This window comes from Streptomyces sp. NPDC007901 (genome assembly GCF_042959465.1).
In the GTDB taxonomy this organism is placed as follows: domain Bacteria; phylum Actinomycetota; class Actinomycetes; order Streptomycetales; family Streptomycetaceae; genus Streptomyces.
The window spans coordinates 85,801-110,897 of the sequence record NZ_JBIBKW010000013.1; the positions used below are offsets into that span (position 1 = coordinate 85,801).

At 69.7% G+C, this 25,097-nt stretch carries 21 protein-coding genes and 2 pseudogenes; 5 read left to right on the forward strand and 18 right to left on the reverse strand.

Going from position 1 to position 25,097, the window contains the following annotated elements:
- Window positions 1-2 precede the first annotated feature (2 nt).
- The 8 genes from ACFZDK_RS35155 to ACFZDK_RS35190 form a co-directional block, all read right to left on the reverse strand.
- Window positions 3-1,022: an ABC transporter permease gene (locus ACFZDK_RS35155; RefSeq protein WP_390978266.1), complete on the reverse strand. Its 1,020-nt coding sequence runs from the start codon at window positions 1,020-1,022 to the stop codon at window positions 3-5.
- On the reverse strand, window positions 1,019-1,993 hold the full coding sequence (locus ACFZDK_RS35160; protein ID WP_390978268.1) for an ABC transporter permease: 975 nt from the start codon (window positions 1,991-1,993) through the stop codon (window positions 1,019-1,021). Before ACFZDK_RS35160 ends, ACFZDK_RS35155 begins: the two co-directional genes overlap by 4 nt.
- Window positions 1,990-3,561, reverse strand: a complete 1,572-nt coding sequence (locus tag ACFZDK_RS35165; protein ID WP_390978270.1) for an ATP-binding cassette domain-containing protein — start codon at window positions 3,559-3,561, stop codon at window positions 1,990-1,992. The genes ACFZDK_RS35160 and ACFZDK_RS35165 overlap by 4 nt, the downstream gene beginning before the upstream one ends.
- A gap of 12 nt (window positions 3,562-3,573) precedes the next feature.
- Window positions 3,574-4,830 (reverse strand): substrate-binding domain-containing protein, encoded by a 1,257-nt coding sequence (locus ACFZDK_RS35170; RefSeq protein ID WP_390978272.1) that lies wholly within the window; start codon window positions 4,828-4,830, stop codon window positions 3,574-3,576.
- A 260-nt stretch (window positions 4,831-5,090) separates the two neighbouring features.
- A complete protein-coding gene (locus ACFZDK_RS35175; protein WP_390978274.1) occupies window positions 5,091-6,635 on the reverse strand; it encodes an MFS transporter in 1,545 nt (514 codons plus the stop codon).
- A 61-nt stretch (window positions 6,636-6,696) separates the two neighbouring features.
- A complete protein-coding gene (locus tag ACFZDK_RS35180; RefSeq protein ID WP_390978276.1) occupies window positions 6,697-8,049 on the reverse strand; it encodes an alpha/beta hydrolase in 1,353 nt (450 codons plus the stop codon).
- A 150-nt stretch (window positions 8,050-8,199) separates the two neighbouring features.
- Complete coding sequence (locus ACFZDK_RS35185; protein WP_390978278.1) at window positions 8,200-9,060, reverse strand: PaaX family transcriptional regulator C-terminal domain-containing protein; 861 nt, start codon at window positions 9,058-9,060, stop codon at window positions 8,200-8,202.
- 253 nt (window positions 9,061-9,313) lie between these two features.
- The gene (locus tag ACFZDK_RS35190) at window positions 9,314-10,228 is read right to left on the reverse strand and encodes a LysR substrate-binding domain-containing protein (protein ID WP_390978281.1); all 915 of its coding nucleotides are present in this window, start codon (window positions 10,226-10,228) and stop codon (window positions 9,314-9,316) included.
- A 177-nt stretch (window positions 10,229-10,405) separates the two neighbouring features.
- Between ACFZDK_RS35190 and ACFZDK_RS35195 the strand changes: the two genes are divergently transcribed.
- Window positions 10,406-12,706: an FdhF/YdeP family oxidoreductase gene (locus ACFZDK_RS35195; protein ID WP_390978283.1), complete on the forward strand. Its 2,301-nt coding sequence runs from the start codon at window positions 10,406-10,408 to the stop codon at window positions 12,704-12,706.
- 288 nt (window positions 12,707-12,994) lie between these two features.
- Here ACFZDK_RS35195 and ACFZDK_RS35200 read toward each other — a convergent pair whose 3' ends face one another.
- Window positions 12,995-13,798 carry a TetR family transcriptional regulator gene (locus tag ACFZDK_RS35200; RefSeq protein WP_390978285.1) on the reverse strand — a complete coding sequence of 268 codons (804 nt, stop codon included), beginning with the start codon at window positions 13,796-13,798 and terminating at the stop codon, window positions 12,995-12,997.
- Here ACFZDK_RS35200 and ACFZDK_RS35205 point away from each other — a divergent pair.
- Window positions 13,797-14,276, forward strand: a complete 480-nt coding sequence (locus ACFZDK_RS35205; RefSeq protein ID WP_390978287.1) for an SRPBCC domain-containing protein — start codon at window positions 13,797-13,799, stop codon at window positions 14,274-14,276. The genes ACFZDK_RS35200 and ACFZDK_RS35205 overlap by 2 nt on opposite strands.
- Window positions 14,277-14,491: 215 nt before the next feature.
- Here the strand turns inward: ACFZDK_RS35205 and ACFZDK_RS35210 are convergent, their stop codons facing one another.
- Window positions 14,492-15,037 carry a TetR family transcriptional regulator gene (locus ACFZDK_RS35210; protein WP_390978289.1) on the reverse strand — a complete coding sequence of 182 codons (546 nt, stop codon included), beginning with the start codon at window positions 15,035-15,037 and terminating at the stop codon, window positions 14,492-14,494.
- 52 nt (window positions 15,038-15,089) lie between these two features.
- Between ACFZDK_RS35210 and ACFZDK_RS35215 the strand changes: the two genes are divergently transcribed.
- A complete protein-coding gene (locus ACFZDK_RS35215) occupies window positions 15,090-15,911 on the forward strand; it encodes an NAD(P)H-binding protein (RefSeq protein ID WP_390978291.1) in 822 nt (273 codons plus the stop codon).
- Between the two features lie 166 nt (window positions 15,912-16,077).
- On the opposite strand, the gene ACFZDK_RS35220 is transcribed toward ACFZDK_RS35215, so the two are convergent.
- Window positions 16,078-18,069 carry a hypothetical protein gene (locus ACFZDK_RS35220; RefSeq protein WP_390978293.1) on the reverse strand — a complete coding sequence of 664 codons (1,992 nt, stop codon included), beginning with the start codon at window positions 18,067-18,069 and terminating at the stop codon, window positions 16,078-16,080.
- Window positions 18,070-18,340: 271 nt separating this feature from the next.
- Between ACFZDK_RS35220 and ACFZDK_RS35225 the strand changes: the two genes are divergently transcribed.
- Window positions 18,341-18,718 carry a hypothetical protein gene (locus ACFZDK_RS35225; protein WP_086831186.1) on the forward strand — a complete coding sequence of 126 codons (378 nt, stop codon included), beginning with the start codon at window positions 18,341-18,343 and terminating at the stop codon, window positions 18,716-18,718.
- Window positions 18,719-18,789: 71 nt separating this feature from the next.
- Here ACFZDK_RS35225 and ACFZDK_RS35230 read toward each other — a convergent pair.
- From ACFZDK_RS35230 to ACFZDK_RS35255, 6 genes and pseudogenes are all read right to left on the reverse strand, one after another.
- A pseudogene (locus ACFZDK_RS35230) lies at window positions 18,790-19,562 on the reverse strand (transposase).
- Between the two features lie 78 nt (window positions 19,563-19,640).
- Window positions 19,641-20,234 carry a protein kinase gene (locus ACFZDK_RS35235; protein WP_390978295.1) on the reverse strand — a complete coding sequence of 198 codons (594 nt, stop codon included), beginning with the start codon at window positions 20,232-20,234 and terminating at the stop codon, window positions 19,641-19,643.
- A gap of 486 nt (window positions 20,235-20,720) precedes the next feature.
- Window positions 20,721-21,638, reverse strand: a complete 918-nt coding sequence (locus tag ACFZDK_RS35240; RefSeq protein ID WP_390978297.1) for an alcohol dehydrogenase catalytic domain-containing protein — start codon at window positions 21,636-21,638, stop codon at window positions 20,721-20,723.
- Window positions 21,571-22,335 carry a class I SAM-dependent methyltransferase gene (locus ACFZDK_RS35245; protein WP_390978299.1) on the reverse strand — a complete coding sequence of 255 codons (765 nt, stop codon included), beginning with the start codon at window positions 22,333-22,335 and terminating at the stop codon, window positions 21,571-21,573. The genes ACFZDK_RS35240 and ACFZDK_RS35245 overlap by 68 nt, the downstream gene beginning before the upstream one ends.
- Window positions 22,332-22,835, reverse strand: a complete 504-nt coding sequence (locus ACFZDK_RS35250; RefSeq protein WP_390978301.1) for a hypothetical protein — start codon at window positions 22,833-22,835, stop codon at window positions 22,332-22,334. The genes ACFZDK_RS35245 and ACFZDK_RS35250 overlap by 4 nt, the downstream gene beginning before the upstream one ends.
- Before the next feature lie 2 nt (window positions 22,836-22,837).
- Window positions 22,838-23,251: a molybdopterin-dependent oxidoreductase gene (locus ACFZDK_RS35255; RefSeq protein WP_390978719.1), complete on the reverse strand. Its 414-nt coding sequence runs from the start codon at window positions 23,249-23,251 to the stop codon at window positions 22,838-22,840.
- On the opposite strand from ACFZDK_RS35255, the pseudogene ACFZDK_RS35260 reads away from it, so the two are divergent.
- Window positions 23,236-23,289 (forward strand): annotated as a pseudogene (locus ACFZDK_RS35260) (hypothetical protein); the annotation flags it as partial. The gene ACFZDK_RS35255 and the pseudogene ACFZDK_RS35260 overlap by 16 nt on opposite strands.
- 995 nt (window positions 23,290-24,284) lie before the next feature.
- Here ACFZDK_RS35260 and ACFZDK_RS35265 read toward each other — a convergent pair.
- Window positions 24,285-25,022, reverse strand: coding sequence for an NAD(P)H-dependent oxidoreductase (locus tag ACFZDK_RS35265; RefSeq protein ID WP_390978303.1), 738 nt, complete (start codon window positions 25,020-25,022; stop codon window positions 24,285-24,287).
- Window positions 25,023-25,097: the final 75 nt, after the last annotated feature.

Genomic DNA, 25,097 nt, shown 5'->3' on the forward strand with positions numbered 1-25,097 from the left:
TGTCAGATGCGGTCGCGCAGCCGCCTCTCCCGCCCGTAGAGGCCCACGACGAGCAGGATCAGCCCGCCGGTGATCATGTCCTGGGACGCCGAGGACAGCTGGTTGGCGCTGAGCAGCAGGGCGACCACCGACAGCACGAGCGCGCCGAGCACCGTACGCCAGTAGTCGCCGCGCCCACCGAACATGGTGCCGCCGACGATGACCGCCGCCAGGGACTGGAAGAGGTACGGGTCGCCGATCGTGACGTTGCCCGAGCCCGAGTAGCCCGCGAGCAGGATGCCCACGCAGGTGGCCAGCACCGCGCTGGCGACGTACGCGTAGATCCAGGTGCGGTTGACCCGCACCAGGGCGAGCCGGGCGGCGGGCTGGTTGACGCCGGTCAGGTAGAGGTTCCGTCCGGCGCGGGTGCGGGTGAGCACCAGGCCGATGACGATCGCCACCACCGCCCAGATGACGACCACCGGCGGGATGCCGATGCCGATGGTGGTGCCGTTGGCGGCCGTCAGCTTGCCCAGCCACGCCGGGGCGACCCCGGTGGCGGAGCCGTTGATCCACTTGAGCACCAGACCGGACAGCAGTGCGCTGACGCCCAGCGTCACGATGAGCGGCTCGACCTTGAAGCGGTACGACAGCACTCCGTTGGCGAGTCCGCCCAGCACACCGACGGCCAGCGCGACCGCCACCGCGGCCCCGGTGGACCAGTGGTCGGTGCCGCACAGTTCGGCGATGATGACGTTGCCGGCCGAGATGAACGCGGCGATCGAGAAGTCGATGCCGCCCACCAGGACGACGATGGTCTGTCCGGCGCCCGCGAGGCCCAGCAGCGAGGCGTTGACGAGGATGGCGTAGAGCACGCGCTGCGAGCCGAAGCCTTCGATGGTGCTCAGGCCGTAGACGTACAGCGCCGCCAGGGCGAGCAGTTGGAACAGGGGGAACCGGCGCTGCCACTCGGTGAGGGTGTGCAGCAGGGGCGTCCCGCCCGCTCCCGTCGCCGGGTCCGCGACCGCGGTGTCTGTGGTCATGCGACGGCCCTCCTGCGGGCGTTGGTCAACGCGGCGCCCACGACCACGGCGAAGAGCAGCATCGCGCCGTAGATCGCGGTGGACCACAGGGTGGACACCTTCACCACGTTGAGCAGGTTGTTGATCAGGTAGATGCCGGCCGCGCCGAGCAGCGAGCCCTGGAGGGAGCCCCGGCCGCCGGCCAGCGAGGTGCCGCCGAGGGCCACCGCGGCGATGGCGAGCAGGGTGTACTGCGCGGACATGCTGGCCGCGCCCTCGCTGATGAGGGACATCAGGGCGATTCCGGCGATGCCCGCGTAGAGGCCGCCGAGGGAGTACGCGGCGATGCGGACCTTCGGCACGTTCACTCCGGCGGAGAAGGCGGTGGCGTCGTCGCCGCCGACCGCGTACAGCGCCTTGACGAACGGCGTCCGGGACAGGCCCCACCAGATCAGCAGCGGGGCGCCGATGGTCAGCAGGGCGCCGGGGACCGGGCCGAAGGAACCGGCCAGGTCCTTGGTCCACGAGGTGCTGCCGGAGGGCACGGTGTCGCCCTGCACCTGGGTGGCCAGGCCGCCGATGACGATGTTGGCGCAGAGCGTGGCCACCACCGGCTGGAAGCGCAGTACGGCCACGAGGACGCCGTTGACCGCGCCGATCACCGCGCCGATCGCCAGACAGATGGGGAGTACGACGAAGGGCGAGGTCAGGCCATTGGGCAGCAGGTTCGCCACGATGACGATGTCGATCAGGGTCAGCAGCGGGCCGATCGAGATGTCGATGCCGCCGCCGCCCGAGAGGATCGCCGGGGTGCTGGCCATCGCCGCCACGGCCAGCGGTGCGAAGGACGCGAGCACCGCCGCCCAGTTGTCGAAGGCCAGGAACGCCGGCTGCAGGGCGGTGTTGACCACCAGCAGGAGCAGCGCGAGGAGTCCGGCGAACGCGTACGGGCGCTTGCCGAGCTGGCCCCGCAGGAAGTCGAGGGCATTCATGCGTCACCATCCGGGGAGGCGGAGCCGGCGACCGATGAGGTGACCGTGCGGCCGAAGAACGCGGCGACCAGGGACTGGCGGGTCAGGGACGGGCGGTCGAGGGTCGTGGAGTGCGATCCCTCGCGGAAGACGAGGACGCGGTCCATGAGCTCGATGTGCTCGTCGACCTCCGTCGAGAGCATGACGACCGCGACACCGCGCGCCGTCAGCTCGTCCAGGAGCGCGTAGATGTCGCGCTTGGCGCCGATGTCCACGCCCCGGGTGGGGTCGTTGAGCAGGAGGACGTCCGGGCGGCGGGCGAGCCAGCGGGCGATGACGACCTTCTGCTGGTTGCCGCCGGACAGGGTGGTGATGGGGTCGGACTCGCGGCCCATCCGGACCTTGAGGCCGGACCGGTACTCCGCGAAGCGGCCCAGCGCGGAGGCCCGGGACAGCAGCCCGAAGCGGGTGTCCTTGTCCTGGGTGGCGGCCGAGAAGTTCTCCCGGATGGAGAGCGTCCCGAACAGGGCCTCGCCGCGCCGGTCGCGCGGTGCGTACCCGATGCCGGCCGCCGCCGCCCGTTGCTCGGAGCGGATCTCGGTCTCGCCGCCCACCTCCACGCGCACGACGGACCCTTCACCCGAAGGACCGTGCCACAGCGCCTTGATGAAGGCGTCCTGACCGTGGCCCTCAAGGCCGGCCAGGCCGACCATCTCCCCGGCCCGCAGCTCGAAGTCGACCGGTTCGGCGTCCGGCCGGAGCCTGACCCCGCGCACCCGCAGCAGTACCGGCGCGTCGGCGGCGGGGCCGCTGCGGAGGGCGAGCGTGCCGCCCTCGGGGATGTCGGTGAGGTGTGCGGCGCCGGTCATCAGGCGCACCAGCTCGGCCGTGGTGGCTTCGTCGGCGTCCAGGGTGGCCACCGACTCGCCCGAGCGCAGCACGGACACCCGGTCGGAGATCGCGTCGACCTCGTCCATGCGGTGGGAGACGAACAGCACGGCCATGCCGGCCGCCTTGCGCCGGGCGATGGCCTCGAAGAGCCGGTCCCGGGTGGCCACGTCGAGCGCGCTGGTGGCCTCGTCCAGGATCAGCACCCTGGGCTCGCGGACCAGCGCGCGGGCGATGCCGCACGCCTGCCGGTCGCTCAGCGAGAGCTGTTCGACCGGGGTGTCCAGGTCGGGCGCCGCGCCGAGCAGTTCGCCCAGTACGGCGCCGGCCCTGGCCCGCTTGTCCGCCTCGGAGATCTTCCGCCGGAAGACGCCGTCGGCGCCGAGCCAGACGTTCTCCAGCACGGAGCGGGGGCCGACCACCAGAACCTCCTGGTAGACGGCCATCACACCGGCGGCGATCGCGGCCGCCGGGCCGCCGAGGCGGACCGCACGGCCGCCGACCTGGTAGCCGCCGGAGTCCGGGGCGTGCACCCCGGTGAGAATCTTGACCAGGGTGCTCTTCCCGGACCCGTTCTCGCCCATCAGGGCATGGACCTCGCCGGCCAGAAGCCGGAGCGAACAGGACCGCAAGGCCCTGGTCGCTCCGAACGACTTGGCGAGACCGGTGACTTCGAGGGCCACCTGGCTCTGCTCGCTCAACGTACTTGCTCCCTACGAGCCGAAGAAGCCGTCGATGTAGCTCGTCTCCGCGAATGTCTGGCCGACATCGCCCACCGTGATGGTGGAGGCGTCGCCGGTCTTGAAACTCGACTTCGAGAACTTCGACAGGTTGTCGCTCGTGACGAGCGGGGGGTTGATGACGATGTCCGAGGCCTTGACCCCGTCACCGTCGAGCATGTGCTTGGCCACCTGGCCGACGGCCTTGGCCAGTCCGTCGGCCGGGTTGTACAGGCCGACGCCCTTGTAGCTGCTCTGGTTGGCCGCCCAGTACGCCACGCCGCCCTTGGTGAGGCCGTTGTCGGCGACCGGCGCCACGGTGACGTTGGACTTCTGGAAGGCCGAGATGATGCCGGTGGTCATCGGGCCGCCCTCCAGGACGCCGCCGATGGTCTTGGTCGGGTTCGCCGCCAGGTACTGCTGGACCTTGGTCTGCGCCGTGGTGGGCGAGAAGTCGGTGTAGAGCGAGTCGTCCAGCGTGATGCCGGAGCACTTCGCCAGCGCGGCCTTGGCGCCGTTGAAGGTGTCGGTGTCGATCGGCACGCCCTTGATGCCGTGCACGCCGAGGATCGTGCCCTTCCCGCCCATCGACTTCGCCAGGGCGGCGGCCTGCGCCTCGCCCGCCGCGAAGGCGTTGGGCACGACGTTGACGGTGTTGGCGTCGGCCACGTTGTTCAGCACCGAGATCGACGGGATGCCGGCCTTGGCGGCCTTGTCGACGACCGACTCGAAACCGGCGGCCAGCGGCTGGTAGACGATCAGGTCGACCTTGTCGGTGATCAGCTGGTTGAACTGCGAGATCTGGTTGGTGACCTCGTTGGTGGACACCAGGTCGATGACCTTGTAGCCCTGTGCCTTGAGGTACTTCTGCAGTGCGGTGTTGATCAGCGTCTGGTAGGGGTTCACCAGCTGGGACTCGGAGATGCCGACGGTGATCGTGCCGGACTTCTTGCCCTCCCAGTTCGCCCACGCGCTCTTCTGCACGGTGCCGGAGTAGCCGCTGTACGCCGCTGCGTACTCCGAGCCCAGGGCCTTGATCAGACCGGCCGTGTCGTTGAATTTCGCAGCCGGGACGGTCCCGCAGGACGCGGACGAGGAGTCGGAACCGGCGCTCGTGCTGTCGGAGCTCTTCTTGCTGCAGCCCGCCGCGGTGACGGTGAGCAGGACCGCGGCACAGAGAGCGCCCGAGATCCGGACTGTGCGGTTGTGGTGCGTCGTGGCGGTGGCCGCGGTCGCTGGTCTTGCGGTCATCGTGGGGACTCTCCTTTGAGCCTGTGCGAGTCGGCGCCGGGGTCATGGAGCGAAACGGCCCGACTAAATTGCACGGCAGCGTAAGAAGTGCCCGAAACGACGTACAAGGTCCGCAGTCATCGAGCCTGGGGATGGGAGGTATACCGGCCCGGTGCACACCCCCCCGGCCGGCGCAGGCCGCGCCCGCCGTCCCGCACCACGGAGAACACGGTCTCGTCGCGATCGCGAACGCCGGAGTCGACGTCTGTGAGGCTCCTTCGCTACTCCTGGGCTCGGCCGCGGAGCGTCGCGAGGGCCAGCAGGGCCGAGAACAGTGCGGCCGAGCCGCAGACGACGAAGCCGACCGAGTAACCGTGGCCTAGGGCGTCCAGGGCCAGCGGGTGCAGTTCGGACAGCTTCGGTGACGCCGCCGAGGCACCGTTCACCGCGAGTGGGCCGCCCTCTTCCAGTACGGCCGTGCCCGCGCCCTTCAGTGCCTGCGGCAGCGCGGAGTCGTGCAGCGAGTCGGAGAAGCCGCTTGCCGCGCGGCTCAGGGCCACCGCGCCGATGACGGCCGGGCCGAGGGTGAAGCCGAAGTCCCGCAGCAGGTTGGTGGTGGCGCTCGCCATGCCGGCCAGGTGCACCGGCACGGTGTTGACGGCCGTCGCCGTGATCGACGAGACGGTGATCGCGAAGCCGAGGCCGACCAGACCGAGCGGCAGGATCAGCGAGGTGAAGGCGGTGTCGGTGATCGGCAGCGTGGCCGCCCAGTAGTCGCCGGCCGCGATCAACAGCAGCCCCGCGCCCAGCAGCAGTCCCGGCGCGACGGTTCTCAGCAGCCGTTCCGTCAGCGGCAGCATCACCAGGGTGATGCCGTTGAGCAGGACGAAGGCCATGGCCGTCCGCATCGGGGCCTGGTCCTGCACCGGGCCCAGCCGGATGCTCACGGAGTAGGCGGTGCCCAGAAAGGCGAACATCCCCACCACGGCCACGACCGAGGCCACCGCGAAGGCGCGGTTGCGGAACAGGTCGAGGCGAAGGAGCGGGGACTTGGCGCGCTTCTCGGCGAGGACGAAGGCGGCGAGGAACGCTGCCGCCAGGGCGAAGGCGGTGACGATCGAGGGCGAGCCCCAACCGTCCGTGGGGCCCTGGATGATGGCGTAGAGCAGGGAGAACAGGCCGAGACCGATGGTCAGTTGGCCTGCCAGGTCCAGTGACCGCCCTTCGGGGGCACTGGAGTCGACGACGAAGAGGGAGCTGACGACGGCGCTGGCCGCGGCCACGGCGAAGACCACGACGAAGGACCACCGCCACGAGCCGTAGGTGGCGGTGACGCCGCCGAGCAGGGGGGCGAGGAACCCGCCGGTGGAGAGCAGGGCGGCCCACATGGCGATGACCCGGGCCCGTTGCGCGGGCGAAGTGGTGCCGGCGGCCAGGATGGCCAGCGAGGTCGGGAACAGGCACGCGGCACCCAGACCCGCCAGGGCCTGTCCGGCCCAGAGCTGGTGGACGCCGGAGGCGGTGGCGCTGACCAGCTCGCCCACGGCCAGCAGCGCGGCGCCGCCGATCAGCAGCCGCTTACGGCCGAAGAGGTCGCCGAGCAGGCCGAAGGTCAGCTCCAGTACGGCGACCGGCAACAGGAAGGCGTCGGAGATCCAGGTGAGCTGTGAGCCGACCGGGTGCAGGTCGGACTGGAACAGTCCGTTGAGGGTGGCCGGTATGGCCAGCCCGATCTGGGCGAGGCAGACGGCGAGGAGACCGGCGACCAGGGTGCCGGTGGTCAGACCGGGGCCGGCGGCCGTTCTGGCGGAAGGTTCGGTCGTCATGGACACAGCGCCTCCTGAGGTGTGCGAGCTGGGGATGAGATGAGGTGAAGGTGGTTCGGGATCAGCGGGTACCGGTCAGCCGGCTCGGCCGGTAATCCGTGAAGGCGGCGCCGCCGAGGTCCAGTTCGTCGGCGCTGTGCTGGAGTTCGGCGCTGGTGGCGGAGTTGTCCCAGTGCCCGGTGTCCAGCCGGTGTTCCACGGCGTGCAGCCCGGCGACGACTTCGGCGGTGGTGAAGTTGCAGTGGCTCTGGCGTGCCACGTAGGCCTGTCGCAGCAGCGCGGAGTCTTTGGCCCTGCGCACCCGCCCGGCGAAGGCCGACTCCTGCTCGACGGGCACGAGTTGGTCGGCGGTGGTGTGGATGTCGAGCAGCGGCACGGCCAGTGACTGGCCGGCCGTGGAGGTCCGCTTCAGATGAGCCACCGCGGCCGGGTCGGCCGAGATGTCCGCACCGCGGGTGAGCCGGTTCAGGTCCGTGCGCAGGTCGAGCCCGGCGTCGCGGTAGAGCGCCTTCACCTGCTTGGCGTGGCTGGACTTGTGCAGCAGGCCGGCATAGTCGACGCCCTTGTTCCAGGACGTGTTGCCGCCGGCGGACTGCTCCACCGACCAGCGCGCCGGGACGATGAACCCGAGCAGGCCCTGGGCCAGCCATGCGTACTGCTGCTGCTCCTGGTCCGCGAAGTCGTCAGGCGCGGGCGGCTGTTGGCCCGGAGCCCAGTCGGTCAGGTTGAGGAAGGCGGCGGCCAGGGCGATGCGGGCGCGTCCCGTGGGGGTCTGCTGTGCCGTCTCCACAGCCTTGGTGAGCCGGTCGGCCAGCGCGCCGGCGTCGGCCTGGCTGTCCAGGTTCACGAGCTTGTCGGCGTCGGCCGGGTCGAAGAACGTGGCCAGGGTGTACTCGGCGTCCAGCTGGTAGTTGTCCAGATCCACGCCGCCCGCGACCAGGCCGCACAGGCCGAGTGAGCCGTCGACGCGTCCCGCGCCGTCGCGGGCGATCTGAGCGTTGATGAGGCCGCCCATGGACTGGCCCACGGAGATGACCCGGGTCGGCGTGCCGACCTGCCGGCGGAAGGCGGCGAGCGCGGCGAACTGATCCCGCTCGGCCGAGTCGAGCGCCCACATCGAGCCGTTCGGGTCGTAGGAGGAGCCGGCGAGGGCGTAGCCGGCGTCCAGCAGGGCCTGGCGCGCCGCGGCCGACGGGGCGTCGGCCGCGGTGGTCGGTCCGAAGCCGTGGCTGAAGAGCAGCAGGGTGCCGTTCCACTGTGCGGGTTTGTCCGCGATCCAGGTGGCGCCGTCGGACAGGGTGCCGGAGTAGTGATCGGCGGTTTCGGCCTGGGCGCCGGTGGCCGGTCCGATCAGGGTGGTCGCGAGGGCCGCCGCACAGGCGGCGGCAAAGGTCGAGAAACGGGGTCGGGACATGACGGCGGCTCCGCGAGTCGAGGGGGACCGAGTGGGGACGCGAGCGGAAGAGCGCTGCGAATGTAGGGCTCTTTTTTCATCGCCGTCAATGGACTGCCCAATATTGAGTCAGGCGGTGCCGTGTTCCGGACGCACGGGTTCGGGTGCGGATCAGTCCAGCGTCAGGGTGTCGAGCAGCCGGGCGGCCACGCGCGCGGCCGGGCGCTCCCAGCGGTCGGCCAGGCCACGGAAGACGGTCTCCGCCTCGGCGGCGGGCCAGTCCCTCGGCAGGTGCTCGGCGGGCAGATGCGGGTCCCGTCGCACCAGGTCCAGCCAGTCGGTGTGCAGCAGGAGCTGGCCCGCGAGTTCGTCACCGGAGACCGCCACGGGCAGCGGGTCGGTGCGGTCCCAGCGCTCCAGGAACGCCCGGTATCGCGCGCCGATGGCCGGCACGTCGAAGGCCTGCTCCAGTACCTCACGGACGTCGGTCGGCGACTCCACCTCGGCCCGGAACACCCGCAGATAGGGTTCCATCCCGAGACCCGCCACCATCTCCCGGACGTCGACGCGGGACGGGGCCACCCACAGGCCGTTCTGCAGAGGGCCGAAGCCCGCCCAGATCAGCCGGGAGCGCAGGTCGTGCCGTTCACGGCTCCACGCCTCGGGCAGCGAGAACCCGACCATCGTCCACCGGCCGTCCCAGTCCCGGTTCACCGCACCGGTGCGCCAGATGCGGTCCCTGCCGTCCGTGAGCACCTGGACGGCGTGCGGCGTCAGCCCGAAGTAGGCCTTCCGGCCCTGGCGTCGGCGCTCCAGCAGACCGCGTCCGACCATCCGGTTCAAGGTGGTCCGCACCGCCTCCTCGGTGCTCCCCAGCCTCCCGAGAGCGGCGATCGCACTCCCCGACGACACGGCGATGGGCCGCCCCAGCACATGAATGCCGAAGAAGGTGAGCATCACGGACCGGGTACGCGGCTCGGGTCCGCTCTCGGCGGCGGGCCCGCGGGCGACATCGGCACTGGTCACCGGCACAGCGTAGGCCTGGGGCGCGTGAACGCCGCGACCACCACCGGAAAACATGTCACATCTGTGACGGCCGTCGGACAGATGCCCGCCGGCACGGCCGGGGAGTCGGGTTCTCAGCAAGGGGACCCACATCCGGGGTGGGTTGGAGCACATCGGGAGGAACTGGCCTCCGTGGGACCCCACATGAGCCACCGGGCACCGGCTCCACCCGGATCATCACCGCGTTCCGTTGTCGTTGAGCCCCCTGTGCGGGCAGGTTCTAGTCGGGGAGTCGCTCCAGCGTCGCCGAGATGCCCGCCCGGTCGGCCACACCGATCAGGGCCTGCGCGAGCATGGAGCGCGGCTCGCGGGCCGGGAGTACCAGGCCGATGCGCTCGGTGCGGACGGGCCGGACCAGGGGTACGGCGCGCATGCCTGCGGGGACTCCGAAGACATGCAGCCAGGCATGCGGTACGACGCTGGCCCAGTGCCCGGCTCTGACCTGTGCGAACAGGGACGCGATGGAGTCGGTCTCGACTCGCGGCGTCACGGTCACTCCCGCCGTTTCGAACACGGCGTCGAGCACTTGGCGGCCCTGCATCATGGGGTGCAGCAGGCACAGGGGGTACTGGGCGGCCTCCTCCCAGGAGATCTCGGCGGGGCCGGCGCCGGGTGCGGGACGCTGGGTCAGCAGGACATAGCGTTCCTGGTACAGCGGCAGGAACGTGAAGTCGTCCGCGGCGACGGAGCTGTGGTAGGTGACGGCGGCGTCGAGTTCGTACGTGCGCAGCCGGTTCACGATGTCCACGGCCTGCAGGTCGGCGAAGACCTGGACGGTCGCGAGCGGGTTGGCCGCACAGAACGGCTGGGTGAGCAGCGCGACGGCCGTGGACGCGGTCGGGACGGTGCCGATGCGGAGCCGGCCGCTGAGTCCGGCTCGCAGTGCCTGGATCTCGCCCTGCATCGCGTCCCGGTCGGCGAGGATGCGTTGTGCCCACAGGACGACCCGCTCGCCCTCCGGTGTGAGGCCGTCGAATCGGCGCCCTCGCTGGACGAGCGGGATGCCGAGTTCGTCCTCCAGCTTCCGGATGCCCTCGGACAGGGTCGGCTGGGAGACGTAGCAGGCCTGGGCCGCCTTCGCGAAGTGGCGGGCGCGGGCGAGGGCGACGAGGTATTCGAGTTGGCGCAGCAGCACGCCTCAATGATCCCCCGCGGGCCGCCGTGCGGCGCCGGTCACGCGGCCGTGATCGGCGCCGCCTGTCAGCCGATCGGAACTACCGCTTTGACCTGCCCGGAGGGGCTGCCGAAGAGTGGGCAGGAACAGTGGGCGGGGTGTGCCTGGCCCGCGCGGGTCCCAGGGGCGTGGTGTGCGATGCGGGATGTCGGCGAACCGGATGAGGCCGAGCTGTCGGTGACGGCTCCCAAGACGTGGGCGACCGGTGCTCCAGCCGTCGTACACGCCTTGCAGTACGCGCTCGGGCAGACCTCGCCGAAGCGCACCGCGCTGACCCTGCTGAACATCAACCAGACCAAGGGCTTCGACTGCCCGGGCTGTGCCTGGCCGGAGCCCGGGCCGGACCATCGCCACCGCAACGAGTACTGCGAGAACGGTGCCAAGCACATCGGTGACGAGGCCACCTCCCGCCGGGTGACCGCGGACTTCTTCCGGCAGTACTCGGTGGACGAGCTGAGCCGGAAGTCGGACTACTGGCTCAACCAGCAGGGCCGACTGACCGAACCGATGGTGCTGCGCGAGGGCGCGACCCACTACGAGCCGATCGGCTGGGACGACGCCCTGGACCTGCTCGCCGACGAGCTGCGCGCCCTGGACCACCCGGACGAGGCGCTCTTCTACACCTCGGGCCGGCTGGCCAACGAACCGGCCTTCCTGCTCCAGCTGTTCGCGCGGGCCTTCGGCACCAACAACCTGCCGGACTGCTCCAACATGTGCCACGAGTCCAGTGGTTCGGCGCTGAACGAGACCCTGGGGATCGGCAAGGGCAGCGTCAGCCTGGACGACCTGTACGACTCCGACCTCGTCTTCGTGGTGGGGCAGAACCCGGGCACCAACCACCCGCGCATGCTGTCCGCGCTGGAGGAGACCAAGCGGCGCGGCGGCCGTGTCGTCGCCGTCAATCCGCTGCCCGAGGCGGGGCTGCTCCGCTTCAAGCACCCGCAGAAGGCACGCGGGATCATCGGCCGTGGCACGGACATCGCCGACCAGTTCCTGCAGATACGGCCCGGAGGTGATCTGGCCCTGTTCCAGGCGCTGAACCTGTTGCTTCTGGAGGCCGAGGAGAAGGAGCCGGGCACCGTCCTGGACCGGGACTTCATCAAGGCGCACACCACGGGCTACGACGCCTTCGCCGAGTACATCCGGGAGACGTCCTGGGATGCCGTCCTGGAGGCGACCGGCCTGAGCCGGGACGAGATCGAGCAGGTGCACGAGCGGGTGCTGGCCAGCCGCAGTGTCATCGTCTGCTGGGCGATGGGGCTGACCCAGCACAAGCACGGCGTGCCGACCATTCGCGAGGTCGTGAACTTCCTTCTGCTGCGCGGCAACATCGGCCGCCGGGGCGCGGGCGTGTGTCCGGTCCGGGGGCACAGCAACGTGCAGGGCGACCGCACCATGGGCATCTGGGAGCGCATGCCCCAGCCCTTCCTCGACCGGCTGGGAGAGGAGTTCCGTTTCACCGCGCCGACCAAGCACGGCCTGGACTCCGTCGACTCCATCCGGGCCATGCTCGACGGACGTGCCAAGCTGTTCGTCGGAGTCGCGGGCAACTTCGTGCGGGCGTCGCCCGACAGCGGCGCCACCGAGCGGGCGCTGCGCAACTGCCGTCTGACGGCGCACATCTCGACGAAGCTCAACCGCTCCCACGCGGTGTGCGGACGCACCGCGCTGATCCTGCCCACGCTCGGGCGCAGCGACCGTGACGTCCAGGCCGGCGCCGAGCAGTTCATGACCGTCGAGGACTCGATGAGCGAGGTCCACGCGACCCGCGGCCGTCTCGCCCCGGCCTCCCCGCACCTGATCAGCGAGGTGTCGATCATCAGCCGCCTGGCCCGCAGGGTCCTGGGCTCCGGGCCGGACATTCCCTGGGCGGACTTCGAGGCCGACTACGACCTCGTCCGCGACCGCATCGCCCGAGTCGTCGACGGCTTCGGGGACTTCAACGAGCGGGTACGGCGTCCGGGCGGCTTCCGGCTGCCCAACCCGGTCAACGAGAAGGTGTTCCGCACCCCCGCCGGGAAGGCCGTCTTCACCGTCAACGACTTCACGATGCTCCAGGCGCCGCCGGGCCACCTGGTCCTGCAGACGCTGCGCTCGCACGACCAGTGGAACACGATCCCGTACGCGATGGACGACCGTTACCGGGGCATCAAGGGCGGCCGGCGTGTCGTCCTCGTCAACCGCGCCGACCTCACGGATCTCGGCCTCGACGACGGCAGCCTCGTCGACCTCGTCAGCGTGTGGACCGACGGCTCCGAGCGCCGCGCCGACGCCTTCCGCGTCGTCGCCTACCCGACGCCCCGGGGATCGGCGGCCGCCTACTACCCGGAGACCAACGTCCTGGTGCCGCTCGACAGCGTCGCGGACATCAGCAACACGCCCACGTCGAAGAGCGTGATCGTCCGCCTGGAACGGGCCGCCGACCGGACACCGGCGTAGCTCCTGCCCCGGCGACGTTCACAGGCGTCTCCTTGTCACGTCGGCACCAATCCCACAACGTCCCCGACACGGCGGCCCGGCTGAACGTTCACCCGCAGACAGTCCGCTACGGCTGCGGCAGCTGGAGCAACTCTTCGGCGACGGACTCCACACGCCCGACACTCGGCTGGCGCTCCTCCTCGCACTGCAGGCCGACTCCGCCGACTGATCCTCCTTCGGACGCCTCCCCATTGCCTGCGTCCTGCCCCCAGCAGTCCAGCCCTGGTCGTGATCGTGCGGCTGAGCACGTCAACGGGTCGGAGTGGCGTCTTTGAGCGAGGTCAGGCCGGTGTCGATGAGTGTGGCCGCGCGGCGGACGTCGGCGGTCACCGCCTCTTGGATCCGTGTCGGCGTGTGGGCGCCGTTCAGGTGTTTCCCAAGGCTTTGGAACTGGATCGACCACAGTCCGAGCAGGGCGGTTGCCGCGATCTGCGGTTCCGGGTCGTCCGGACGTGTGCGGGTGCGCTGGGCCAGCGCCTCGGCCGCGACGGTGACGAGCCGGTCGGTCATGTCCCGGTGGTAGGCCCTCAACGAGGGCGCGGACCTGGTCAGCGCGCCGAAGCGCCTGATCATGGCGGCGGCGTGGACGGGGTCGTCCTGCGCGGCGATCCAGGACGTCATGGCGCGCAACTCGTCGGAGAGGATCCGCAGCACCGCCTCGACCGGAGAGTGGTCCATGTCGGCCAGGCCGGCACGCAGGGCGGCCATCGTGGTCTCGCCTCGGTCCAGGATGAGCGATTCCTTGGTGGGGAAGTAGTTGAATACCGTCTTCTCCGAGACTCCGCAGGCCTGGGCGATCTCTGATACGCGGACAGCGTCGAAGCCGCGCTCCAGGAACATTTCGGTCGCGGTGTCGGACAGGCGTTGCCGCAACCGGCGCTTCTTCTGCTCCCGCAAGCCTTCCGCCTCGGGCTCCGTAGCCTCCGGGCGCCATGCCGTCCAGTCCACCGTGCTCATGGCGCCAGGGTAGTACAGCAGCAGAATATTTACTGCTACTGTAAATTTCCAGTGACTGTATCTTCCGTATCTTCGTGACTGCTGCAGGAGCACCATGAGCGCCATCCACATCGTCCGCGACTACCCGCACTCCCCCGCCAAGGTCTGGCACGCCGTCACCGACCCCGGGCTCATACCGCTGTGGACCGCGACCGGAGCCGGGGCACACCCGGAAGGATTCACCACCACCGTCGGCGCCCGGTTCCAGTTCGTCGCCAAGCCCAAGCCCGGCTGGAGCGGCATCGTCGAGTGCGTCATGCTGGAGGTGGACGAGCCCCGACTGCTGCGCTACTCGTGGACCGACCCTGGCAGCAGCGAGACCACCGAGGTCGCCTACCGCGTCGAACCTCACGGCAAGGGAACGCGATTCACCTACGACCACACCGGCTTCACGGGTGTGGGCGGGTTTCTGATGACCCAGATCCTGGGTCACGTCCGGAGAAAGATGCTGAGCGTCGGCCTGCCCGCCGTACTGAACGACCTCAACAAGGACGGCGAACTCCGCCCCGGCAGCACTCTCAAGCCCAAGACCTGACGCCCTGCGCCCTGGGGAGCCCACATCAGCACCGCCCCAGGGGACTTGGCCGGCGAGGACGAGGGGGACGCGCTCGAGGGTGTCGGCGGCGGCCCCGGTAGTTCCAGGGTGGTGACCACGTCGATCACGCCAAGGGGTTCGCGCGGGATGGACGTGGTCGGCCAACTGGGACCGGTACTACGGCCGGGACTTCCGGAACAGCCACCGGCCGTTCCTCAACGGGCCGTTCCGAGCAGCGACTCGACGAGCCCGCGTGCCTGCCGTGCGGGACCGTCGGCGCCGTGTGACTGCACGGAGGCGTAAACGCCTTCCATGACAAGGAAGATCTGGTCCGCGAGGACGCCCGACGGGGTGAGTGCGCCGATCTGCTCGCGGACCCACGCCTTGGTCTCGACGGCCAGCGTGTGCGCTTTCACCGACGCGTCCGGCAACTCGGCCATGGCCATCAGGAAGGGGCAACCCCGGCAGTATTCGGGTTGCACCTGCTCGATGAGCGCGTCGAACAGCGAGAGGATCCGGTCGTCGGGCGAGCCTTCGGCCGTCGCGTCGAGGAACCACTGCTTGTAGAGCCCACTGGCGCGCTCGACGTACGCCGCGACGAGATCGTCCTTCGACGCGAACAGGCGGTAGAGGGTCGTCGGCGCGACACCGGCCGCTGCGGCGATGGTGTCGACGCCGGTGCCCTTGATGCTGTGCCAGTAGAAGAGGTCGTGCGTCACCGTCAGGATGTGTTCCCGCGTCTCCTGGGCAGTGCGTCTCATGCACACGTAGCCTACTTGTTAGGGAACCATCCCTAACAACTGGGGAGTGCGCATGATCGTCGTGACTGGCGCGACCGGAAACGTCGGGCGTGAGGTGGCCCGCCTGCTGGTCGACAGTGGTGAGCAGGTGAGGGCCCTGACCAGGAATCCGGCGGCGGCGACGGTGCCGCCCGGCGCCGAGGCCGTGGCCGGGGACCTGACCGACCCGACGTCCCTGGCACCGGCGCTGACCGGCGCGGAGGCGTTATTCCTGCTCAGCGGCTACGCACCGGAGATCTTCGCCGAGGCGGAGAAGGCCGGCGTGCGTCGCGTCGTACTGATGTCCGGCGGCTCGGCCGAGACCGGCGACCGGACCAACGCCGTCGCCCGCTACATGATCGACACCGAGGACGCACTGCGTGCGTCCGGGCTCGCGTGGACCATGGTCCGCCCACGCATGTTCATGACGAACGCGTTCCAGTGGCTGCCGATGATCAAGGCCGGTGCGGTGCGGGCGCCTTGGCCGGATGTTCCCGCCGCCGTCGTCGACCCGGCCGACATCGCCGCCGTAGCCGCGAAAGCGCTGGCCTCGGCGGAACACGAGGGCCGCGCGTACCCGGTGACCGGCCCGGAGGCGCTGCGTCCGGGAGACCGGGTCCGCATCCTCGGCGAGGTACTCGGCCGCGAGATCCGCTACGAGGCCCAGCCCGACGACGAGGCCCGCGCGGAGATGCTCGCCCAGATGCCCGAGCAGTACGTCGACGCGTTCTTCAGCTTCTACTCCGGCGGAAAGCTGGACGAGGCAACCGTGTTCCCGTCCGTCGAGGAAGTCACCGGCCGACCGCCCCGCACCTTCGCGGACTGGGCCCGGGCCAACGCGGCGCGATTCCGGTGAGAAAACTCGTCGTCGCGTTCCTGCCGCTGATCCTGGCCGCCGCGGCGCGGTGACGCGCCGGTGAAGGGACTGCGTCCCTTCCTGTCCTCCTGAACCCGCGGACTGCGCCGGCCGGGACGCGGGGATGCACGACGCTGACCGGCCCGGCCGTTGACACGGTGGTGAGTCAGCCGGTCACCTGGACGACCGTGGTGGCTCCGGCGCGCACGGTGGGTGTCGCGTAGGTGTAGGTGACGCCGTTGACGGTCTTGGTGCGGGCGTGCTGGGGGACTCCGTTGACGGTGATCTTCTTGTGGGCGCCCGGGAAGCGGGCCTCCCAGGTGTAGGCGCCGTGGCGGGAGTTGTTGGTCAGGGTGGTCTTGGTCGCGCCGTCGTGGCGCACGGTGACCGTGCCGGTGCCGATGGGTATGTCCGCCACCTGGAGCCACTTCATCCCGGAGGGGAGCCGGGACTGGGTGGTCACCTGGTGGTCCGCGGCGTTCGGGGTGATGCCCATCAGACCCTCGACGGTCTGGCTGACGAGGGTGAAGGACACCTCGGGGTAGTCGCCGTTGGGGCCCTGGCTGGAGTTGATGTGCTGCTGTTCGCGCTCGCCGTAGATCTTCTTCATCCACCACCAGGCGGTGTCGGCACGGTTGTTCTTGAAGAACATGTCGGGCAGGTACGTCGTGGACTCGATGTTGGGCGAACCGTCCGGGCCCAGCTCCTGTGCCTGGATGTAGTCGAGGTAGGCGTCGTTGCGCGGGCCCGGGTCGATGATCTGCTTCATCGGCATGAAGACGCTGTTCTCCTTGCCCCAGCCGGTGACCGGCGTGCCGGAGAGGGTGTAGGCACGGACCATGGCGGCGCCGCTGCCGGTGCCGCTCCAGGTGTCGTTGAAGTAGGCCTTGAGGTCGGCGGCCTTGCGGTCGTACTTCTTCGCCAGCGCGGTGTCGCCCTTGCCGCGCGCGAGCACGGCCATCGCCAAGTAGGCCTGGTATTCGGAGGCGATGCCGTCGCCGGCCTCGGCAAGCCCGTCACCGTCCTGCTCGTTGTAGCTGGCCGCGCCGGCGAAGATGCCGTTGCCGGTGCCCTCGGCGACCTTGACCTTCCCGTTGGGCACAGCGCTGTTGTGCAGGTCGATGAAGTCCTCGGTGGCGTGCCGGTAGAAGTCCCACAGCACCGGGTCGTCGACGTATCTGCGATCCCCCGTCCACAGGTAGGCCTGGGCCGCCTTCTCTACGAGTTCGAAGGTGGCCGGGACCTCGCGTACGAAGTCGTCCGGGCCGCGGTAGTCGATGCTCAGATACGTCTGGGCGTCGAAATTGAGGGACCACACGGGGAAGTACTTGTGCTCGGCGGTCGCCGACGCCGCGTACGAGCGGAGCATCGTCTCGTTCTCGGTGTCCAGGCCGATGAGGTGGGCGCCGGCGAGCTGGTGGGTCATGTCACGGGAGTAGTAGGCGCTGCGGTTGGCGTATCCGGCCCAGTAGGTGGGCCCGTACGTCGCGGTGCCGGTGCCGCTGGTGTGGTACTCGTCGGCGTTGACCGGGCCCACCGTGCCGGGCAGCTGCACCCAGCTGTTCGCCTTCCGCTTGGCCCAGTCGAACATCGCCACGACCTCCGGGTCGGACGAGGTGACCTTCGGGTCGGCGGGCGCGGCCGGGGAGATCATCAGGTCGTCCGCGTTGACCCAGGCGGTGCCGGAAGCGAAGACGATCTCCAGCCGGTCGCCCGCCTTCAGGTCGACGCGGCTGACGGTGTAGCGGGCGTAGGCGCGGCGCTCCGGCAGCTCGACCGAGCCGACCGTCTCGCCGTTGCGCCGGATCGTGTACGTACCGCCGGTCCCGGCGCTGCCGATCCACGCGGAGAAGTCGTAACTGCCGTCGCGGGGAGCGATCAGGGTCTGGCTGGCCCGCTTGCCCGCACCGGCGTCGAGGTAGAGGAAACGGCTGCCGCTGTGGACGTTCCCTTCGCCGACCCCGGCACCGGCGCTGAAGGTCCAGCCCACCCCGCCGTTCTCGAAACCCGGGTCCGGCAGGGCGAGTTGGGAGGCGGTGGACCCGGCGCCGGACGCGGAGGCCGCGCCCTGACCGGTCGCCGCCACGGCCGACAGCGCGGGGGCCGTCGACATGAGGAGGGCCATGGCGGTGAGCAGCACGGGTCTTGAGTGCTTCATCGGAACTCCCGGTCTTCGGTGACGGCGGGTGGGGCGGCCGAGTGGCGGCAAGCTAGCAGGGGCCGATGAGGCGGTTCAATGGTCATGCAGAAGAAGGATGCAAGTAGTGCACCTCACCTTCCGATTCGGAGAGCCGATCACGCTGAAAATTTTCTGCCATATCTTGCAAGCCCGATGGAGCGCTTGCTAGTGCTGTGACCGGGATGGTTCACCGTGATCGGAAGGCGGCTTGTGGGACGAGCGCACGCGAAACGGCTGGTATTACTGGGGCATGCAGGAAGAGACCGCACGCTCCGCGATCGACACGTTCATCTCCGCGTTCAACGCCTCGGACGACAGCTATGTGACTGCCCTGCTCTCCCAGGCCCTGACCTCAGACGTGGTCTTCTGGGGGCCGTTGGGTCGCAGCGAAGGAATCGGGGCGGTCGAGCGGTTCGTGCTGGACATCCGGCGCCACCCGGCGGGGACCGGCACGATGGTGCGCTGCTCAGCCGTGGACATGCCTGACGAATGGGCCCGGTACCAGTGGGTCTTCACCACGCCTGATGGAGGCCCCCGCCTGGCGGGAACGGACGTCGTCCATCTGCGACGGAGCCTCATCGACCAGGTCATCGTCTTCGCGGGGGAGATCGAGCCGTTCGCCTCCTGAGTCGTCCTTCTGTCGCTGTCCTTCTCCTGAACTTGCCCCTTCGGCGTTCGGGAGCTGCGGTTCGCGGTTGGTCAGGCCGCGGTGTTGAGGGGGCGTCCGCCCGCAGCGGATGCCCTTTTCGCTGCGGGTGCGGGCGCGTTCCTTGCGTGGGGCGGCGAGGACGTCGGGGTGGCGGGCGTTGGTGTGGCGCCAGCGCAGGTAGCGGTGCAGTGCCTGGGTTTGCGCGGGGTGGCTGCGGTGGTGGGAGTTGGCCAGGGTGAACTGCCGCAGCGGGCCGAAGTGGGCCTCGATCGGGTTGGCCCAGGAAGCGTAGGTCGGGGTGAAGCACAGCTCGACCTTGTTCTTCTTCGCCCAGCGGCGGATGTCCGCGCCGGTGTGGGTGGAGAGGTTGTCCAGGATGATGCGGATCGGGGCGCCGTCGGGTCGGGCGGCGCGGATCGACTTGAGCGCGGCCAGGGTGTTGGCGGTGCCCTTGCGGCGGCGCAGCCGGTTTGACTTGCCCTGCTTCGCCCAGCAGGAGCCTGCGGTGGGCCGGATCCCCAGGGGCCCGAACTCGTCGAAGGCGAAGACCCGGTCCAAGAAGCCGCGCCGCTGCTGCTACCGACGAATTAGGGTTCAGGCAGGCCAGGCCGATCTCGTTGAACCGGTGGATCACGTCCCGGACGGTGTCCTCATCGGCCTGGACCAGCTGGGCGATCACCGGCACCCGGTTCCCGCCGGCCGAAGCCAGGAGCATCATCGCACGCCGGTAGCGCACCGAACTTGTGCTGCCCCGGCGCACGATCTGCTGCAGCTTCTGCCCCTCCTGGTCGATCAGTCTGCGCACACGGACAGGCTCGGCCACCGCACCTCCAGCGGTCGGAACGGACGACGTCACCGCACATCCGACCGTCGCGACCACCAACCCGGCGAACCTTCCCGGTCAGAGCACTGGCGGCCCGGCGGTGCCGTCCCGGTAGTACTCGGGGCTCAGCCAGCCCGGGGTCCCGGTGAGGATGCCGGTGCGGGTGACAGCGGTGCCGTCGGCGACGTGGGCGATACCGAAGTCCAGCACCCGCGGCCCGTCCGGGGCCAGGATCACGTTCGCGGGTTTCAGGTCGCGGTGGACCACCCCGGCGGCGTGCACGGCCGCGAGCGCCCCGGCCGTCCCCGCTGCGAACAGGTGCAGCTGGATCCCGGCCAGCGGCCCGTACACCGCCGTGTGCTCTGCGAGCGTCAAGCCGGGTACGTAGGCCGTCGCCAGCCACGGGATGTCCGCCTCGGGATCGGCCTCCAGCAACGGCACCAGACACGGACCCGACACCCGCCGCAGAACCTGCACCTCGCGCCGGAATCGGGCCCGGAACTGGTCATCTGCGGCCTGCCCGACATGCACGGCCTTCACCGCTACCCGCTCGCCCCGCTCCCCGACTGCGGCGTACACGGTGCCCATCCCACCCGAGCCCAGTACCCCGACCACCCGGAATCGCCCGATCCGAGCCGGGTCCGAAGCACGACGAACAGCAATCCGTGACACGAACAAGACCCCCGCCGAGAGCAATTACGGACAAGACGTGCACCCTGGCGGGATCACCTCGATTTCCGCGATCACGATAGTCATCGGAGACCGCCTGCTCGTGGATGCGGCAAGGCCGGATTCGTGCCGTTACGCACCTGCTGAACTCCTTGCTGACGTGAGAGGCCCTGCAAGCCACAGCCTGGGTGCGGTGTGGTCTCCAGGCGCGTATCGACTCCAGGTACCGCTGGCCTCGGTGGCCAGCCGGGTGGCGGTCTTGTCGTGGTAGCCGAGTGCCTTCGCGATGACGGGGCCGGGGCTTGAAGAACGAGCTGCCGGATTGCGGAGGTCCTGGCGCGCTGAAGCGGGACGCCGATCTCACGCAGATGGACTTGGAGGCTGACTGGGTTCGGTGCGAGCACGGTGAGTTCGGCGACGTCGCGGCCGAGCCGCTTCATCTCGTATGCCGTGAGGATGACCCGCCAGTCGGACTGTTTCCATCACTTCCTACGGGCGTACGCGGATGACTGTCTTCCCGCTGCGTCGCGTGGTCGGGTTGAGGGCACCAACGGCATCATCCAGGGTCGCGACATCGCCGATGTTTGTCCGCAGCCGTCCGTCCCGCACCCGCTGCACGATCTCACCCAGTTGGGCACGATCGGCCTCGACGACGAAGTCCACCGCCAGGCCGTCAGCAGGCCGCGTCTCGGCCGGGCCGACGATGGACACCAGCGTTCCTCCGGCCCTGATCAGGGCAGCGGACCGCTTCTGAACGTCGCCACCGATGACATCGAAGACCAGATCGACGCCGCCGACGTCTTTCAGCGCGTCGTTGTCGAGGTCGACGAACTCATGCGCGCCGAAGTCGAGTGCCTTCTCACGGTCGGCGGCGCGTCCGGTGCCGATGACGTAAGCGCCGGCCTCACGTGCGAGCTGGGTCACCATCGTTCCGACTGCCCCGGCCGCGCCGTGGGCGAGGACGGTCTGGCCGGCCTGAAGGCGGCCGTGCTGGAACAGCCCCTGCCACGCGGTCAGACCTGAGATGGGCAGGGACGCGGCTACCGTGAAGTCGACGTCGCCGGGCAGCGGTGCGAGGTTGCGTGCTTCGATTGCCACGTACTCCGCCAGGGTGCCGTCGCGGTGCCAGTCGGCGAGGCCGAACACCCGCTGCCCGACCGACAGCCCCGTCGTGCCGTAGCCGAGGGCGCTGACCACTCCGGCCACCTCGTGGCCGGGGATCGACGGTGTCTTGTCACGGCCGGCGCGATCGGCCCAGGTCGATGGCCACTCCATCTCAGTCGGGACGAAGCCCGATGCATGAATCCGAACGATGACGTCGTTGATCGCTGCGGGCGGCTCAGGCCGCTCCGTCAGCGTCATCCCGGCCGTTCCCGCGACCTGGTCGGTCACCACAATGGCTTTCATTGAGATTGTCCCCTTCCTCGTATGTCGTTGTGGGCTTGGATCTCCGATGAGCCAGGGTGAGGAAACAGCGGTGCCCGCTCGTCCACTGGTCGGTGATGCTGAGGGCGAGGTCCTCGGCGACCCTGTGGAGCGCGCGTCGTCCCAGCCGTGCCCAGGGGAAAGGCGGACCGCTGTGGCCCTGGTGGTCCTCGAACCGCGCCGTGCACAGCTCCTCGATGTCATCGGGGTCGACCTCGATGACGAGGCGTCCCGCCTGGGCCATGAGTCCACCACAGCGGTGCAGCAGGCTGTGAGGGTCGCCTCCGATGCCGATGTTGCCGTCGATGAGCAGAACCGTCTGCCAGCCGCTCTCGGCCGGCAGACGGTCGAAGACCGAGCGGCACAGAGCGAGCCCGCCCTGGACAGTGGTGAGTGCGACCGCGTGAGGTGCGATATCGACCCCGAGAGCGAAGACTCCCCGGCCCAGCAGCTCTCTGCACATCCGGCCCGGCCCGCAGCCGACATCCAGGACTGGGCCGACGCAGCGTTCCAGCACGGTCGTGTCGGCTGCTGTGGGCTGCTCGTGCCAGCGGTGCACGGGCATCCGGATCCGGCGCCCGTCGACCAGCCGCAGATACACCGGTCCGCGGCCGGGTTGCAGGGCCAGCGCGTAGGGGCCCTGTTCGGTGCCGTACGGCTTGTCCTCGTCGGCCGTCACGGTGTGGGGCCATGACCTGTGGCGGGCAGGCCCTCGTCACCGCGGCCGGCTCGCCGGGCGCGGCGAACTCTGATCGCGAAGGCCACTGCGGAGGCGGCGAAGAGCACGCCGGTGATCGCCAGCCATCGGCCGAGGTAGACGCTGTCGGAGAGCCCGGTGTCACCGGGGTAGGGGACGGCGAGCCGGAAGACGAGAGGGAACCAGACCAGCAGGAGCAGGCCGGACAGGAAGGCGGGGACGCGCAGGTGGTTGATCCACGGCACTGCTCGTACGTCGGTGGTGCGATGACGCAGTACAGAGAGGGCAGACAGGTCGGCCAGCGAGTACAGGGGCAGCAGGATGAGGTCATGGAGGATGGCCGCGCCGACGAACCAGATCGCCACCTCCAGCGGCCGGACCGCGAAGAGGCGCACCATGGCGTAGGCGGTGAGGGCAAGCGAGGCGATCAGGACCAGCAGATGCAGGGGGCCGGAGCCGTACCAGCGAACGAATCGTGTCATGGTCACGCCCTGAACGTGAGCCGGTGGACCCACTTGGTGTTGTTCACGCCGGGGTTGGCCGGGACGATGATGCGGGCCGGGTACCCGTGATCGAGCGAGAGGTCCGCGCCGTTGACGCGGAGGGCGAGCAGCGCTCTGGCATCGCGGATCTGGTTGCCCCGCAGCACCACCCTGGTGAACGGGCCGGGCGGTTGGATGGATTCGACCAGGACGCTTCCGGCGCCGGTCATACCGGCCAGGGCGGCGAGGTCGGCCAGCCGAAGGCCGCTCCAGTTCTGGTCGTCGGTGGACCAGCCCTCCACGCAGGCGATCGGCAGCGCGGCGGCGTGCTGGGGCATCGTCAGAAGCTGCTCGCGTGTGAAGACCTGCGGCGCTCCGCGTCCGTGCACCTCCAGCCGCCAGCTGGGGCCGACCAGAGCGGGGGGGACGCCGACCTTCACCGCCGTCTTGTTGATCTGGAAGGCGTTCGGGCCGCTGCCGGAGTCGCGGTTGTGCGGTGCGAGGAGCGCGGTACCGCGCAGCCGGCCGCCGATGCTCTGCCCAGCGGTCACGGCGAGGAGCAGCAGCGATCCCGCGCCCACCATGCCCAGCGCGCCGCGGCGGGTCATCGTCGGCGGGGCGGGGGCAGCTGCCACCAGGCCGTCGCGATCGGGGGGTTCGGGCACGGTGTGGGCAAGGTCGGTGCGCAGCTCGGCGCTCAGACTGCGCGAGCGCAGGGCCCGTGTCATCCGGCCGAGCTTGAGGCACACGTGGACGACGAAGGCGGCAAAGAACACCCAGGCGCCGTAGAAGTGCAGGCGGTAGAACGAGCCCGGGAAGACGTAGTAGAGCTGGATGTTCAGGATTCCGGTGACGAATTCGAAGATGACGCCGCCGACCAGCATCAGCAGGGACAGCCGCTCCAAGCTGTGGGCGACGGAGCGTACCGGCAGCCATTCGAACAGCTTCGGGATCACCGACCACAGCTTGGCCAGCAGCACCGGTACGAGGACCACTCCCAGCGTCACGTGCACGCCCTGGAGCAGCCGGTAGAGCCAGTAGGGATGTGTGGGCCAGCTGAAGAGGTAGAAGCCCAGGACGCCCTTGTCGGGGGTCTCGTCGTTGAGGGGGCTCAAGTCGGGGTTGTAGGCGGCGTAGGAGAGCAGCCCGGTGATGAACAGCAGCGGAATGCCGATCAGGAGGACCAGGCCGAATGCCGAGGTCAGCCAGGGCCCGCGGATCGGACTGCGCCAGAATCCGGGGCGGAACGGCCCCGGAGGCGGGGGCATCTGGCTGACGCGCCGCGCCGCCGTACGGGTACGGGCGGCCGCCGACGCCACCGCAGCCACGCCACCGGCCCGCACACGCCTCAGCCACTCCCGTACGCGCCTCTCGTCCGGTTCCCGGCGCGCCGGCCCACCGCGAGGGGCCGAACCCGACGGCTGTCCGCCACTTGCCATCGGCATGCCGCTACCGGTGCTCGGGGTTTTCGTAGTCGCGGCGGCAGCCGGCATCCCAGGCGGTGCGCTGGTTGCCGTAGGCGGGGATGCCGCCGAGGTCCTTCAGCGCCCGGGCCAGGTGGAGCAGGTTCCAGGTCATGAAGGTGGTGTTGCGGTTGGTGAAGTCGTTCTCCGGACCGCCCGAGCCGGGATCGAGGTAGGAGGGGCCGGGGCCGGCCTCGCCGATCCAGCCGGCGTCCGCCTGGGGCGGGATGGTGTAGCCCAGGTGCTGGAGGCTGTAGAGGACGTTCATGGCGCAGTGCTTGACGCCGTCCTCGTTGCCGGTGACCAGACAGCCGCCGACGCGGCCGTAATAGGCGTACTGGCCCGCCTCGTTGAGCAGGCTGGAGCAGGCGTAGAGGCGCTCGATCACCCGTTTCATCACGGAACTGTTGTCGCCCAGCCAGATCGGGCCGGCCAGCACCAGGATGTCGGCCGCCAGGACCTGCCGGTACAGCTCCGGCCAGTCGTCCGTCGCCCAGCCGTGCTCCCGCATGTCCGGCCACACTCCGGTGGCGATGTCGTGGTCCACCGCCCGCACGACATCGACGTGCACTCCCTGCGCGGCCATGATGGCGACGGTGCGGTCGATCAGCCCCTGGGTGTTACTCGTCTCCGGTGAGCGCTTGAGGGTGCAGTTGACCACCAGCGCGCGCAGGTCGTCGTACCGGGCCGGCGGTGCGTCGGTAGCGGGCGACGAAGCGGTCACGCATACCTCCTGAAAGCCATGCCGCCGCACGATGCACGGCGACTCGTCCACTGTGGCCAGCCTGGGTGTCGACCC